Source organism: Ensifer sp. BR816, assembly GCF_000378985.1.
Taxonomy (GTDB): domain Bacteria; phylum Pseudomonadota; class Alphaproteobacteria; order Rhizobiales; family Rhizobiaceae; genus Sinorhizobium.
Map to the genome: position 1 here is coordinate 4228011 of NZ_KB905370.1, position 14933 is coordinate 4242943.

A 14933-nucleotide genomic window follows, 5' to 3' on the forward strand; every position below is an offset into this window, starting at 1 on the left:
ACGGACGCGACCGAAGCGTCGATCGTTATTTGACGTCCGATTTCACGAACTGACGCAGTTCCGGCGTCTGCGGATCGGCGAAGAGGGCGGCAGACGGCCCCTCTTCCCAGATCTTTCCCTTGTGCATGAAGATCGTCTGGGTGGCGACGCGCCGGGCGAAGCCCATTTCGTGGGTGACGAGGATCATCGTCATGCCGTCGCGGGCGAGTTGCTCCATCACCATCAGAACCTCCTCGGTGAGTTCCGGGTCGAGCGCCGAGGTCACCTCGTCGAAGAGCATCACCTTCGGCCGCATGGCGAGCGACCGGGCGATGGCGACGCGTTGCTGCTGGCCGCCGGAAAGCTGGTCCGGATAGGAATCGAACTTTTCCGACAGCCCGACCAGTTGCAGCACCTCGCGGGCGACCTCCCGGGCCTTCGTCTTCGCCACGTCCTTGACGATCCGCGGCGCCAGCATGATGTTTTCGCCGACCGTCAGGTGCGGAAAGAGATTGTAGCTCTGGAAGACGATGCCGACATCGGTGCGCAGCTTGCGCAGCGCCTTAGCGTCGCCCCCGAGCGCGTGGCCGGCGATCTCGATCCTGCCCGAATTGATCTTTTCGAGGCCGTTCATGCAGCGCAGCAGCGTGCTTTTGCCCGATCCCGACCGGCCGATCAGCGCGAAGACCTCGCCGCGCCCGACCGAAAGCGACACGCCCTTGAGGACTTCGAGAGCGCCAAAGCTCTTGTGGACGTTTTCAACGACTACTTCCGGCATGGAGCCTCCTTTCCAGCAAGCGCGACAGCTGGGACAATGGGTAACAGACAACGAAATAGAGGGCGGCCACCGCCAGGAAGACGCGGAACGGCTGGAACGTCGCATTGTTGATGAGCTGCCCGGCCCGGGCCAGTTCGACGAAGCCGATGATCGAGGTGATCGAGGTGTTCTTCACCACCTGGACGGCAAAGCCGACGGTCGGCGGCAGGGAGATGCGGATCGCCTGCGGCAGGACCACATAGCGATATTGCTGCAGCCGGGTCATGGCGAGCGATTCGGACGCCTCCCACTGCTGCTTCGGCACCGCCTGGATGCAGCCCCGCCAGATTTCCGCCAGATAGCCGGACGCGTAGATCGTCATCGAGGCGCCGGCCGCGAACAGCGGAGGCAATTCGAAACCGGCGAGGCTGAGGCCGTAGTAGGACAGGAACAGGATCATCAGCACCGGGATGCCCTGGATCACCTGGATATAGGTAGCCGCGGCAATGCGGACCGGCTTCAGCTGCGCGGTGCGGGCGAGCGCCACGGCGAAGCCGAGAAGGCCCCCGCCGATCAGCGCGATGAGCGTCAGGAGGATCGTCCATTGCAACGAAAAAAGCAGAAAGCCGAACTGATCGAAACCGAAGGTCTTGAGGGTCATGCCTGCACCTCCGGAAGTGCCGTCATCGCTCGCCGGGCGACGCGGCGGCCGAAGAGCCACATGCCGATCAGCGCAAGGGCGGCGCGCAGCGCCAGCGCCAGCGCCAGATAGATCAGCGTCACCGCGATATAGATCTCGAAGGACCGATAGGTCTGCGATTCGATAAAGGCGGCCGAGGCGGCAAGCTCCTGGGTCGAAATCGCCGAGCAGATGCTGGAGGCCAGCATCATCAGCACGAACTGGCTGCAGAGCGCCGGATAGACCTTGGCGATCGCCGGCACGATGATGACGTGGCGATAGATCTGGAAACGGGTGAAGCCGAGCGCCTCGCCGGCCTCGATCTGCGACTTGTGCACCGCCTCGATGCCGGCGCGGATGATCTCGGTCGAATAGGCGGCGAGGTTGATGGTCATGCCGATCAGCGCAGCCGTATCGGCGCCGACGCGAAGGCCGAGGCCGGGCAAGCCGAAATAGACGATGAACAGCTGGACCAGGAAGGGCGTGTTGCGGATGATCTCGACATAGGCATCGACGAGAAAGCGGACCGCACCGCCCCAGATGGAGCGGACCGAGGAAAGCACGATGCCGGCGGCGCAGCCGAGGATGATCGACAGCACCGAAATCTTGATCGTCAGCCAGATGCCGCTCAGGATCTGGTCCTGGTACTGGGCCAGCACGCCGAACTGAAACGTGTAGGACATGAAGACTCCGTCGACGTTGGGGGATCCGCCGGACGTATCGCCGGCGAATCTTTGAGAGACGCGATCAGAAGGTCGGTAGCGCCGGCATCGGCCGGCCGGTCCACTTCGTGGCGATCTTGTCGAGATCGCCGGAGATCTTCATCAGGTAGATGGCGGTGTTGAGCCACTGGCGGATCTCGAAGTCCTCCATCCGCGTCGCCATCGAATTGCCCTGCTGGAAGAAGGTGAAGCCGACCTGCAGGCCGGCATCCGGGCGCTGCTTGATGATCGCCTCGCCGACCGTCGAGGGCAGCGCAACCGCATCGACCTGTCCGGCGATCAGCGCCTGGGCGCTGGTGGAATCGTCCTCGTAGACGACGATTTCCAGGCCGGGAACCGCCGCCTTGCGCAACGCCGTCTCCTGCGACGAGCCGCGGTTGACGGCGACGCGCTTGCCTTCGAGATCGGCCAGCTTGGCGAATTTCTGGTCGGGGCCGGAGATGATGTCCATGTTGAAGGCGCTGTAGGGCTGGGTGAACATCACCGTCTTGGCGCGCTCGCCGGTCGGCGCCAGGGTGGCGACGAGAAAATCGACCTTGCCGGTCTGGAGAGCCGGGATGCGGGCCGGCGGCGTCAGGGGCACGAGCTCGACCGGCAGCGACAGATAGCCGGCGATCAAATTCGCCACGTCGACGTCGTAGCCGGTCGGGTTGCCCTGCTCGTCGACCATGCCCATCGGCGGCGCGCCGGTCAGCACGCCGATGCGGACGGTGCCGCGCGAGATGATGTCGTTGAGCGTGGCGGCTTGCGCCTGGGCGGCCGACGCCAGGCCGGCTGCAGCTATTCCAACGGCGGCCACCATGGTGCGCATGAATTTCGAAATCGTCATAGTTTCTCCTCCACTTGGTAGATCGTCATTTTCGGACTTCGCCCACCCCTCGCGGGCTCTCGAAGGCCGAGCCTTGCCGTGAAACCTTTCGCGCCCCTGCACCCGCAGGTCGCAGCGGGGTGCATTCTCGACGCGATCGCCAAGGCGTCGCGCGCAAGTCAAAAAACTCTTCTTTTGCCGCCTATTTCCCTTGAACGAAGCCGTAGGTTATCGTTAACTTAGTCGATGTTATCGATAACAATTCGGTTCGTCAATCCGTGAAACGACGATTGGTGAGAAAAGGAGGACGCAGTGAGCTTGCGCGGAAAGGTGATCACGCTCCAGGACGTGGCGGCCCGGGCCGGCGTCAGCCGGATGACCGTCTCGAAGGTGCTGCGCGGCGCGGGCAACATCTCTGCCGAAACGCGCCGGCGGGTGAAGCAGGCCGCCGACGAGCTCGGCTATCTGCCCAACAATCTTGCCGGGTCGCTGAGCTCACGCAAGAGCAGGATGGTCGCGGTGATCATACCGTCGATCAGCGACATCGTGTTTTCAGAGGTGTTGAGCGGTATCAATGCAACGCTCAGGCCGCGAGGGCTGCAGACCTTCATCGGCGAATCGCTGTTCGAGCCGGAGACCGAAACCGAGCTCATCCGCGCCATGCTGTCGTTCCGGCCGGCCGGGATCCTCTTGAACGGCGGCACGGCTCGCAGCGCCGATGCGGAAAGCCTCCTGGCGCGGCGGACCTGCCCGGCCATCCAGCTTTGGGATTGCGACAGGCGCGCGTTGGATTTCAGCGCCGGTCCGTCGCACGAGGAAGCCGGGCGCCTGGTTGCAGGGCATTTTCTCGAGCGCGGCCTGCGGCGCATCGCCTATGTCGGCGCCGAACTCAAAAAGGACCTTTGCGCCGGCCGCCGCCATCTGGCGCTGAAGTCGTCACTAGCCGCGGCAGGCATCGACCTCTTGAGCGTGACCTGCGAGGACAGGCCACGCCAGGCCGTGACCGGACGCTTCCTGACGGAAGAACTGATGCGGATGCGTCCCGATGTCGATGCCATCCATTTTCTCAACGACGCCATGGCGCTTGGCGGTCTCTCCTACCTGCATGAGATCGGGCTTGCGGTGCCCGACCGGATCTCCGTGGTCGGCTTCAACGGCACGTCGCTCGCTAACGCCGTCAGAACCCGGCTCACGACGGTCGACGTGCCACGAACGGAGATCGGCGAGAAGGCGGCACAGGCGTTGTTACAGATGATCACGGAGGCCCCCATGGTGGACTCGTGGCAGGCGCCGCTGGAACTGGTGCAGGGCAATACGACGGTGGCGATCTAGCAGGTTTTAGATGCGTAACTTTTCCCGTCACTCCAATGCGGCTCGCAATGCCGTGACAAACGTATCGAGATCCTCCTGAGCATGTAGATGTGCGGTGAAACCCGCAGGCCCTCGACGTGCTCGACCTTGCGATACTTCACATGGACCTGATGCTGCTCGCGCAGATCCCGCTCGAGCTTCTTCATGTCCCGGCCGTCGATCGAGAACAGGGTGATTGCCCCGAGGCTGTCGGTGTCGGTGGCCGTATGCAGCCGGAAACCTGGAATGTCCCGGGCGAGCGATATCCAATAGCGGCTGAGCTCGCGAAGCCGCGCGTGCATCTTCTCCGCGCCGATCCTCTTGTGGAATTCGATTGCGGGCGCGATCCCCGCCTGTATCGCCGAATTGTAGGTGCCGAGATTCCAATGGTCGAACTTGTCGATATCCACGGCTGGCTGGTCGAACGGCGCAAGCAAGGGCCAGGTGCGGTCGATCTGCCGTTCGTTGACGATCAGCATCCCGTTGCCGACCGGCGCACCGAGCCATTTGTGCAGGCTGGTAACGAAGAAATCGCAATCCAGTTCGCGAAAGCTGACCGGCATTTGCGCGAATGTCTGAGCGCCTCCCGGGCGATCTCGCAGAGCCGCTTGACGGGAAGCACCCGGCCGTTCCAGTGGTACATATGGGTGAGCTGCAGGACCCGGGTCCGCGGCGTCATCGCCTCGACATAGGCTTCGATGATATCGTCGTCGCTGTCCAGGAGGTCGAAAGCACAGTTCAAGACCTCGATGCCCTCGCGCTGTTGCCGCTGCAGCCAGCCGGCGCGGACGCTCGGATAGTCCCAGGGCGAGATCAGCACCTGATCGCCCTTGGCGAGAGGAATCCCGAAGATCGCCGTCGAAAGCCCCTCGGACGAATTCCGGTTCAGAGCGATCTCATCGGGGCTGCAGTCGATCAGCTCCGCCAGTTCCCGCTTGATCCCGGGCAGGGCCGTGTCCAGCCTGCTCCACATATTGTAATCGGGATTGCGGCTGATGAAGCGATAGGCATCGACCACCGCCTCTTCGACGGCGATCGGCGGCGGGCTGACCGCGGCGTTGTTCAAGTTCAGGAACGGCTCCTGCGCGGGATACGCCGCGCGGACAGGCTCCCATACGCTCTCGTCTTCGGCCATCCGATCCACGGCAAGATAGTTCATGGGAGCATCCTCGCGTCGATTTCGTCGCCCGACGATAGGCTGCTCCGGCCGGCTCAATCTGCCTTTGTGGCACCGGCAGGCAGAACTTCGTGTCGAACAGTTGCCATTGGCGGATGCGCCCGCGAGACCTTGCGTGAGGTTCTTCCTTGGTCACGGAGAAAAAAGGGGCGCCATTCGCGGCGCCCCAGTTCTGGGAGATTACATCTTGCCCCAGAGCTTCTTGTACTGATCCCGATAGCCGTTGTCGGGATCGAAGGTGTTCTTGGGGCCACCGTCGAACTCGACATTGTCGGCGGTCACCACATGCAGCGGCGACAGGTAGCCCGACCATTTTTCGCCGGCGAAGGCGCGGTTCAGCTCGTCAACGAGCTGCCAGCCCTGCAGGTTGAGCGGCTCGGCGACCGTCACCTTCTGGAACTGGCCGGCGCGGATGCGCTGATAGGCGGATTCCGAGCCGTCGCCTGCCGCGACGTTGATCGGCGCGTCTGTGCCGCCCTTGCCGGCGGCGGCGAGCGACGGCCCCATGAAGTCGAAATAGAGGTCGTTGATCGCCAGCGAATGGGTCCACTGGTCGCCGTATTTCTGCAGGAGCGACGTGGTCAACTGCGGCATGCGCTGCGATGTCTCGGCGATCGGCGTGTCCACATATTCGAGCACCGTGCCGCCGAGCGCCTCGATCTCCGCCTTCATCTTGTCGGCCTTGGCGATGGCGATCGCGTAGGTCGAGTCGGTAAAGATCACCACGCCGGGCTTGCCCTTGGCATCGGCAAAGGCCCAGTTGGCCGCGGCCTTCGACACTTCCATCGCGTCGGTGCTGACATTGGCGAAGAGCCCGGTCTTGTCGTCCGGACCGATCACCGGCCCGGCATGCCAGGCGACGAGCGGGATGCCGGCGGCCTTGGCCTGTTCAAGGGCCGGGGCCTGCTCGACGGCGTCGAAGCCATTGATGATGATGCCGGCCGGCTTCAGCGCCATCGCCTGGCCGAAGGCGGCCGTGCGGCCGCCGATCGAGCCGGCGCCGTCGATGACCTTCACCTCCCAGCCGATCGCGGCCGATGCCTCTTCGACACCGGTGGTGACGCCGAGGATGCCGCCGTTCTTCAGGTCACCGGCGAGCACGACGATGGTCTTGCCCTCCTGCGCCTTCGGGCCCGCCGTCGGCCCATCCCAAGCGCTGGCCTTGTTTGCATATTTCGTCACGATCGCCTGGGCATCGGCCATCGGATCGGCAAGCGCGACGCTGGCGCCCATCAGCGCGATGGCCGCAGCCGTGCCTGTCATGAAAGTCCTGCGTTTCATCTACCCTTCCTCCCTTGGGTTCGTTATTCGATGAGACCTCTTGAATTACTTCGTTCCGGCCGGCTCCGGCGCCGCCGCCGGCGCCTTGCGCGTCACCGTTCCCCTCCTGCGCTGCGCGTAGCCGGCTATGCCGATCGCAACGAGCAGCGTCACGCCGTTGAAGAGCGGTTCGACGAAGAACGAGCCGCCGATCTGCTGGATGCCGGAGATGCCGACCGCCAGGATGATCACGCCGATCATCGTGCCCCAGACATTGACGCGGCCGGGCTTGATGGTGGTCGAGCCGAGGAAGGCGCCGACGAGCGCCGGCAACAGATATTCGAGGCCGACGCTCGCCTGGCCGATCCGGAGCTTCGAGGCCAGCAGCACGCCGGCAAGGGCGGCGAGCGTGCCCGAGGAGACGAAGGCGCCGATGACGAAGCGGCGGACCGGGATGCCGTTGAGCGCCGCCGCCTTGGGATTGGCGCCGATCGCGTAGACATAGCGACCGATCGGCAGATATTCGAGCACGAGCCACAGTGCCAATGCGAGGACGAGAACGTAGAAGCCGGTGATCGGCAGGCCGAGCACCATCGTGCCGTTCAGAGAATAGAAGCCTTCCGGCAGGACGCCCACCACCTGCCGCCCGCCGGTGTGCCAGAGCGCCAGCGCATAGAGGATCGTTCCGGTGCCGAGCGTGGCGATGAAGGAGTCGATCCGCGCCACCTCGACGAGCAGGCCGTTCAGGAAGCCGGTCAGCGCGCCGAGCAGAAGCACGATCATGACGGCGATCGGCCAGGGCACACCGAACATCGTCTGCAGGCTGATTGCCAGGATATGCCAGAGCACGATGCCGTAGCCGACCGTCAGGTCGATGCGGCCGGAGGCCATCGGGATCATCGCCGCCAGCGACAGGATGGCGATGATCGCCTTGTCGGAGATGATCGAGCGGACATTGAGGACCGTCGGAAAGGTCTGCGGCAGGAGCAGCGAGAACAGCACAATCAACAGCAGCGTCAGGATGACGAGGCCATAGACCGGCAGGAAGCGGATCAGCTTCTGCGCGAGGCTCAGGCCGGCAAGCTCGCCTCTTGTCGGTTCAAGCGCGGTGGATTCGATCGACTGCATTTTCTTCTCCCGGAACTCAGGCGGCTTCGGAGGCCGAGGCGGCGGCGATCACCGCCGAGGTCGTCAATTCTTCGCCCTGCAACTCGCGGACGATGCGTCCGCGCGAGAAGACCAGGGCGCGATGGCAGATATGGGCGATTTCCTCGAAATCGGTCGAGACGACGACAACGGCAAGGCCCACCTCGAGCGCCCGGGCGATCAGCCGATAGATGTCGGCCTTGGCGCCGACGTCGACACCCGCGGTCGGGTCTTCCGCGACGAGCAGCTTGCGGCCGGTCGCGAGCCAGCGCCCGACCACGACCTTCTGCTGGTTGCCGCCGGACAGCGCCTCGATCGGCAGGCTCTGGTCGTTCGGCCTCAATCCCACGCTCTCACCGATCGCCTCCGCCAAAGCGGCCTCCTTGGCGGGGGCAAGCACCGAAAACAGGCCGCGGCCGGTAGCCTGCGGATTGAGGAAGGTGTTCTCGCGCAGCGACAGCGACATCGCGACCGATTCTTCCGTGCGGTCGCGGGCGATCAGGCCGACGCCGGAGCGCATCGCCGCCACCGGGCTCGAAAGGTCGGGGGACTCGCCGCCGATTGTGACCGTTCCCGAAAAGGGCTGGCAGCCGAACAGCGCGCGCCCGACCAGTTCCTGGCCGGCGCCACGCAGGCCCACCAGCCCGATGAGCTCGCCCTTCAACACATCGAAGGAGACCGGCCCGGCGCCCTGGCAGGCGAGATGCCTGACGCTGACGACCGCTTCGCCCGGTGTGCTCGCCGCCTTGACGAAAAGCTGATCGGCCTTGCGCCCGACGATCATCTCGATGAGCTCGTCCGGGGTCGTCTCGGCGACCGGCTTCTGGCCGACCAGGCGGCCGTCGCGGAGCACCGCGACCCGGTCGGCAATCCGGAAGATCTCGTCGAGCCGATGCGAGACGTAGATCATCGCGACGCCGCGCTCCTTCAGCGGCCGGATGGCATCGAAGAGCCGCTCGACCTCGTCGGCCGGAAGGCTCGCCGTCGGTTCGTCGAGCACCAGCACATCCGCCTCGACCGCCAAGGCGCGTGCGATCGCCACCAGCGATTTCTCCGTGCGGGTCAGCGCCTGGACGCGGGTCGAGGGATCGAAATCGCAGCCGACGAGACGCAGGGCCTCGCGCGCCCGCTCCTCGGTCCGGCGCCAGTCGATCAGCCGCGTTCGCATCGAAAAACCCTGCGCCAGGCCGACATTCTCGGCGACCGTCATCCATTCGATGAGGCCGAGATCCTGATGGATGAAGGCGACCGGCTGGCGCTTGTTCGGTTTCGGCGGCTGGTTGACATAGGGCTCGCCGCGGAACCGGATTTCGCCGCCATCCGGCCGGTAGATGCCGGCGAGCGTCTTGATCAGCGTCGACTTGCCGGCGCCGTTCTCTCCGAGAAGCGCGAGGATTTCGCCGGCTTCGAGATCGAGCGAAACCTGGGTGAGCGCCTTGGTGCCGCCGAACCCCTTGGTGATGGAGCGGAACTCCAAGAGCTTTTGACCATCCATGCGCTCCTCCCAAAGCCGATTGAGGAGGAGCTTATGTTATCGATAACATGCTGGTCAAGGGGATATTGAAATGGCCGGCGACTCGCAAAAGGCTGACTGCAACATTTTCAGAGAGCGCCTCTATGACACACCTCGTCGATGGCCTGGCGGGGGAATCCGCGGGATGATCGCAGGCGTAGAACTAGAACGCCCGCAAAATACTCTACGGGCGTTCCGCATGCGTGGCCAGAATTCAATCGAAGACGCTAAGGGCTCAGGACGTCGCCAGATCGTAGAATACCAGACTCATCTGTCCGGAGCCGGACTCGATGGGCGAGGTATAAAAGCTGAAGTTTGGATTGCTGCTGTCGTTCGCCTTGAACGTGGCCCCAAACAACTGCAACTTTGCTGCGAACTTGTGGCCGCTGTCGCCATCAATGCTGCCACTGACCTGCCAGCGCCCCGGGTCACCTTCATCCGTATAGGCGTAAGTCACCGAGGCCTGTATGGTCCCGACCATGAAATCCAGTTCAATCTGCGTGGAGGTGCCGAACGTGTCATTCGGGTAATCAAGGATGAAAGTATCGCTCTCGCCGGTGGAGAGCGGCTGCACGATCTTCGATACGTTGCCGCTGGCGGGATTGTAGTTGTACAGCACCAGCGGCTGCGAGGAGAAGTTCGAGACTTCGATTTCCAGTGAGTCGCCTTTGCCACCGCCCGTGAGCAGTCCCGCCAAGCCAACGCCGGCTGTGGCCCAGCCTGCTGCAGCACCGGCGATCGATCCTATTGCCGACGCAAAACCACTTCCGACCGCCATGCTTTGAAGCGCCTCATTGTTGTTAGCTTCGAATAGCTGAAGATCGGCGACGGCTTGCTGCGCCGCACTTTGGGCCGAGTCCAGATACGAGATCGTTCCATTCCCATTCGACATTTCACTCTCCATGATGTGAGTTGGGGCCAAGGGAACTGCGACGACGCCCTCTTTGCGGGAGGTCGCAGCATTCTGCACAATCAGTACTTGCGATGCTTAGCGCCCCCGGAGTGCGGCGGCAAATGGAGGTTGACGGGGTTGTTAATAGAACTTCGGATTATAACCCTTCGTTGTATCAATTCGCAATTAGCCACTTAAAACTGTGTAACTGAAAATAGCCATCGTCGTTGAGGCGCGTCGAACCGCGCTGTCTTCGCTGTTCCTCATAAGGGGGTTTCTTGCCCCCACCCGATCAGAACGCGACCGGCTCAAACGCTGTCCGTCTTCACCCGCAGATTGTTCTGCACGTAGGACACCCCCGGTACAGCTTCCGAACTGTCTTCGGCTCTGCGACGATCCTGTCTGCTTGAAACAAAGCCTGCTAAGGTGACCTCGCCACCGGCAACCGAGACTTCGATGTCGGAAGCGTCGAGCCACGGGTCTTCGGTCAACCGGTCGTTGACGTCCTCCGCGATGCGCGCGTCCGATCGTTTGTAGCCGCGCGGGCCCTTCCCCCGGAAGCTGCCCTCTTCATCGCGGAGCCTGCGGCCGGCGGGCCAGTCCTCCTGCCCGGAGCGGTTCCGGAAGGGCGGCACGTTCTCATAGGGATCGAAGGAACCGAGTTCCTCGATGCGGTGCGCCAGATCTCGGCCCGAGAGGCCATGAGGCTCGCCTCGGTCCGAACGTCGCCGCGCCTCCGCGAACCATGCGTCTTCGTCGCGCCGGTCGCCGCGGCGACCCCACCGCTCCTCGTCAGATCCCCGCTCGCGGCCATGCCTTCCATAGTCACGGTCGCGCCGCGGCTCGGCGCGCGCCGGATTTCTTCTCTGGTCCTGCCAATTGTCTTTCATCCACCCTCCTCCTCCTCCTCCCTGTCTTGAAAGAGACGCCCGCCGGACGATCCGGCGAGCATCTGTTCACGCGCCGACGGCTACGCCAGGATGACGACGATCTTCAGCGACGACGGTTCGACGATGACGATCCGGCCGTCCGCCAGGACGAAGAACAGATAGCCCTCATATCTCGGCACGATCTTGATGATGCGCACCGGAACCGGCTTCAGCTTGACCTTGACGGTTTCCGGAACGGCGACGCCGACGGACACGTCGAAGTCGACGTCGATGGGCTCGACCTTTTCTTCCTTGATGATCTGGGTGATCTCGGTCTTCTGCTCCACCGTCACGTCGACATCGGTGGACGAGCCGGAGGCCTCACCCTCCTGGCTTTGCTGCTGTTCACCTTGACCGGACTGCTGCCCGGTTCCCTCCTGCTTCTGGGTCTCGCCCTCGGCCGGCTGCTGCTCAGTGCCGGACTGGGCACCGCCCTCGGTCTGTTGCTGCTGATCGGAGCTGTCCTGGCCTTGCTGCTGATCCGGTTGCTGCTGCTGGTCGGTGCCGCCCTGCTCGGCCTGCGGCTGCTGCTCGCCCGACTGGCCCTGCTGGCCCTCGCCGGTCGCTTCGCCACCCTGCTGGGTCGCTCCGCCCTCAGCATCGGGTTGCTGGCCCTGTTCGGCGCCGCCCTGCGGACATTCCGTGCCCTCCGGGCACGTCTGCCCCTGCGTCGGCTGCTCCGTCTGCGCGAGCGCCGGCCCGGAGGCGACGCCCAGGCTCAAGACAAGGGCGCTCCTGATAAGGATACTTTTCATCGACTGTTCTCCAGACTCACAGTCCCTTCCACTCGCCAACCGCGCGGCGGAAGGTTTGTTCCCTGGAGGTTCTTGCCCATCCCTGCATGCCCTAATCCATAAGGAGTAGGGCATGACATTTCGTTCCCGAAGCGTTGCTCCGCTGTTCGTAATTACTTCAGCCATTTATTGTGGAGGCGGCGGGCGGGTGACGGTGCTCGGCGGAGTAGGGCCAACGCGCGGGCAGCACTGCTCGCTTTCATCCGCGCGGTTTGCTCAGAGGCGGACCGTCGTGAAGACTAGGTCTAGGACCTAGTAGATGGAACAAGCGCTTCGTGCATGATTTCGACTGTGCCGACGCCTTCGTCGGGCACAATTTCGGCGCGCCAGACATGCGTCCGCGGTCCGTTGCGATGCCCGATCAGCGCGCGGTCAGACGGGCACGATCGCTGGCGAAGGAGATTCTTGTGTGTATGCCCAAGGCACACATCTCAGCAAGGAATTTCCATCCGGCCGCTCATGTCAGGTGGAAACCGGTAGCTCTGGCAAGTCGTCTGGCACGCGATCCCAAGGAGCATGGCTGTGCCGAAAGAATGACCACGTCGGCTTGAACACTGATGGATCGTCGAGCGTGCCCGCGTAGATGTTTACGAAGTCGGGAATTACCTCGGGCGTGCTGAAGAGAAGACTGCCGCAGGTGGGGCAAAAGTGGCGGACTGTCATCTTCCCGCTCCCTCCGGGAGCCGCGTAGCTTCTTGTCTCGCCGCTAATCGTTACCCTCTCGCGTGGCATGCTCATCGCGGGGACATGGCCCGAACCGGAAGCCCTTTGGCAATCCCGACAATAGCAGACCAATGAACAATCCGGATCACCCTCGCACTGGTAGCGCACCGCACCGCACAAACAGCCACCTGCTATCATCACCATCTCCTGAGCCGCGCCGGTCTCCCTTTGAGACCCGCAGTCCTGACTCTTATATCAGAACCACCAGATCTCACACTGAGCGGGTAAGTCCGCCGTCGACCCGGATATTCTGGCCGGTAATGTAGCCGGCGCCCTCGGAAGCAAGGAAGGCGACGGTGGCGGCGATCTCCTCGCTCGTGCCGTAGCGCTTCATCGGCACGCTGTCGCGTCGGGCTTCGGTGGCCGGCAGGCTGTCGATCCAGCCCGGCAACACGTTGTTGATGCGGATATTGTGCTTCGCATAGCTGTCCGCATAGATCTTGGTATAGGCGGCGAGCCCCGCGCGGAAGACCGCGGAGGTCGGGAACATCTCCGAGGGCTCGAAGGCCCAGGCCGTCGAGATGTTGATGATCGAGCCAGAGCCTTGGCCCTGCATGACCGGCGTCACCAGCCGCACGGCACGGATGACGTTCATCAGGTAGGTGTCGAGACCCTTGTGCCAATCCTCGTCGCTGATCTCGATGATCGGCGCGCGCGGTCCGTGTCCGGCGCTGTTGACCAGCACATCGATCCGGCCCCAGGTGGAAACCGCCAGGTCGACCAACATCTTCAGGTCCTCGTTCGACTGGTTCGAACCGGTGACGCCGACACCCCCCAGTTCCTTCGCCAGCGCCTCACCCTTGCCGGAGGAGGAAAGGATCGCAACCCTGTAGCCGTCCTCCGCCAGCCTGCGCGCCGACGCCGCCCCCATGCCGCTGCCGCCCGCCGTGACGACTGCCACTCTTTGCTCTGCCATGTCCTGATCCTTTCGCCTGAAAAATTTGGCCGAGTTTGACATGGCGCGCGGTCCGGGTCTAAGCAGAAAAATACTCTCGTGCCTGTAGGAAAACTACTGGATGCCCGGCGGACAAGGACCCTACATATTTCCCCCTCTGAATGCTCTCCGGATGTTCGAGAGTTCGGCGCGCCACCTGAATTTCCGCATCGCGTCGGAGGAGTTGGGGGTGACGCAAGGCGCTGTCGCGCAGCAGGTGCGTGCCCTGGAGGAGCATCTGAACACCAGGCTGTTCGAGCGTCGCCCCCGAGGTCTCGAACTGACCGAGGCAGGCCGCCGATATCTGAAACCTCTCCAGCGTGCCCTGTCGCTGATCTCGGACGCCACGCAGGAGCTGAAGCCCGCAAAGACCGTGATCACGATCAGCGTCACGCCGTCCTTTGCCGCAAAATGGCTGATCCCGCGCCTCGGCAAATTCTCCGGACCGAACGCCGACGCGGAGGTCCAAGTGCTTGCGACCAACGGGCTTGCGAATTTCCAAAGCGACGGCGTCGATATCGCCGTTCGCCAGACGAAGCCGCCCTTCGGGCCGGGGCTCGCCGGCGAGTTGCTGTTTCCGATGCGCTTCGTCGCAGTCTGCAGCCCCGCCATCGTTGCCGCCGCGCCGATCTGCACCGCCGACGATCTGACCCGCCACGTGCTGCTCCACGACGCGCATGGCATGTGGCCGGTATTTCTGGAGCGCGCCGGCATCGCGGCGGACGTCAGGACCCTGAAGTCGCTGCGGTTCTCGCACAGCTCGCTGGCGATCGACGCCGCCGTCGCCGGCCAGGGCATTGCGCTCGCCACCGAGGCCCTCGTCGCCGACGACATTGCCGCCGGGCGCCTTTGCCGCCCCCTCGACTTTGCCGTGACCGACGAACTCGGCTTCTACATCGTCCATCCACGCAACCCGCGTAAAGCTGAGCATGTCCGATCGATGCGGGACTGGCTCCTCGCCCAAAGCAGCGGCAGCCGGTAGCCACTGAGAAGAGCTGGATTCTCGCCCTTCGGTGAACAATTCCGGGCCCGCAGCGGCGACAGCTGCGCAATTCGGATATTCCAGCGCGATCGGGCTATCCGCAGCGCACATTATTTACCGAAGCCTAATGTTTTCAACGGACCATGGGCTCCGGTTTCGTTCTTGCTCGCATTGCTGGCGGGGATTGGCGGCAGATCGCTTCGGCGCCTGTCGCAGAGCCAGGGATGGGACCGAAGAATGGAGAGGCGGCCTCGCGTCGGCCTTCTCGATGCGGCGTGGTCCTGGGCA

General features: G+C 63.6%; 14 protein-coding genes and 1 pseudogene. 2 read left to right on the forward strand and 13 right to left on the reverse strand.

The annotated features are described in order from the left end of the window. Positions 1–25: 25 nt before the first annotated feature. The 4 genes from RHIBR816_RS0120300 to RHIBR816_RS0120315 form a co-directional block, all read right to left on the reverse strand. A complete protein-coding gene (locus RHIBR816_RS0120300) occupies positions 26–757 on the reverse strand; it encodes an amino acid ABC transporter ATP-binding protein (protein WP_018238427.1) in 732 nt (243 codons plus the stop codon). Further along, entirely contained in the window at positions 738–1397 is a 660-nt protein-coding gene (locus tag RHIBR816_RS0120305) for an amino acid ABC transporter permease (protein WP_018238428.1), read from the reverse strand. Before RHIBR816_RS0120305 ends, RHIBR816_RS0120300 begins: the two co-directional genes overlap by 20 nt. Further along, positions 1394–2098 (reverse strand): amino acid ABC transporter permease, encoded by a 705-nt coding sequence (locus tag RHIBR816_RS0120310; protein ID WP_018238429.1) that lies wholly within the window; start codon positions 2096–2098, stop codon positions 1394–1396. Before RHIBR816_RS0120310 ends, RHIBR816_RS0120305 begins: the two co-directional genes overlap by 4 nt. A 64-nt stretch (positions 2099–2162) precedes the next feature. Continuing rightward, a complete protein-coding gene (locus tag RHIBR816_RS0120315; protein WP_018238430.1) occupies positions 2163–2966 on the reverse strand; it encodes a transporter substrate-binding domain-containing protein in 804 nt (267 codons plus the stop codon). 291 nt (positions 2967–3257) lie between these two features. Here RHIBR816_RS0120315 and RHIBR816_RS0120320 point away from each other — a divergent pair, with 291 nt between their 5' ends. Next, positions 3258–4277 (forward strand): LacI family DNA-binding transcriptional regulator, encoded by a 1020-nt coding sequence (locus RHIBR816_RS0120320; RefSeq protein WP_018238431.1) that lies wholly within the window; start codon positions 3258–3260, stop codon positions 4275–4277. On the opposite strand, the pseudogene RHIBR816_RS34435 reads toward RHIBR816_RS0120320, so the two are convergent. The 9 genes and pseudogenes from RHIBR816_RS34435 to RHIBR816_RS0120360 form a co-directional block, all read right to left on the reverse strand. Next, positions 4274–5454: pseudogene (locus tag RHIBR816_RS34435) on the reverse strand (aminotransferase class V-fold PLP-dependent enzyme). The gene RHIBR816_RS0120320 and the pseudogene RHIBR816_RS34435 overlap by 4 nt on opposite strands. A 198-nt stretch (positions 5455–5652) precedes the next feature. After that, entirely contained in the window at positions 5653–6753 is a 1101-nt protein-coding gene (locus RHIBR816_RS0120330; RefSeq protein WP_018238432.1) for a substrate-binding domain-containing protein, read from the reverse strand. A 45-nt stretch (positions 6754–6798) separates the two neighbouring features. Beyond that, positions 6799–7860, reverse strand: coding sequence for an ABC transporter permease (locus RHIBR816_RS0120335; RefSeq protein WP_018238433.1), 1062 nt, complete (start codon positions 7858–7860; stop codon positions 6799–6801). A 16-nt stretch (positions 7861–7876) separates the two neighbouring features. Continuing rightward, entirely contained in the window at positions 7877–9373 is a 1497-nt protein-coding gene (locus RHIBR816_RS0120340; protein WP_018238434.1) for a sugar ABC transporter ATP-binding protein, read from the reverse strand. Between the two features lie 253 nt (positions 9374–9626). Continuing rightward, positions 9627–10283, reverse strand: coding sequence for a hypothetical protein (locus RHIBR816_RS0120345; RefSeq protein WP_018238435.1), 657 nt, complete (start codon positions 10281–10283; stop codon positions 9627–9629). Between the two features lie 308 nt (positions 10284–10591). Then, a complete protein-coding gene (locus tag RHIBR816_RS0120350; protein WP_018238436.1) occupies positions 10592–11173 on the reverse strand; it encodes a BON domain-containing protein in 582 nt (193 codons plus the stop codon). An 80-nt stretch (positions 11174–11253) separates the two neighbouring features. Further along, entirely contained in the window at positions 11254–11967 is a 714-nt protein-coding gene (locus RHIBR816_RS0120355; RefSeq protein ID WP_018238437.1) for a DUF1236 domain-containing protein, read from the reverse strand. A gap of 501 nt (positions 11968–12468) precedes the next feature. Continuing rightward, a complete protein-coding gene (locus RHIBR816_RS39060; protein WP_084811129.1) occupies positions 12469–12873 on the reverse strand; it encodes a GFA family protein in 405 nt (134 codons plus the stop codon). 67 nt (positions 12874–12940) lie between these two features. Continuing rightward, complete coding sequence (locus tag RHIBR816_RS0120360; protein ID WP_026187236.1) at positions 12941–13645, reverse strand: SDR family oxidoreductase; 705 nt, start codon at positions 13643–13645, stop codon at positions 12941–12943. Between the two features lie 100 nt (positions 13646–13745). Between RHIBR816_RS0120360 and RHIBR816_RS0120365 the strand changes: the two genes are divergently transcribed. After that, positions 13746–14645, forward strand: coding sequence for a LysR substrate-binding domain-containing protein (locus RHIBR816_RS0120365; protein ID WP_026187237.1), 900 nt, complete (start codon positions 13746–13748; stop codon positions 14643–14645). Positions 14646–14933 lie beyond the last annotated feature (288 nt).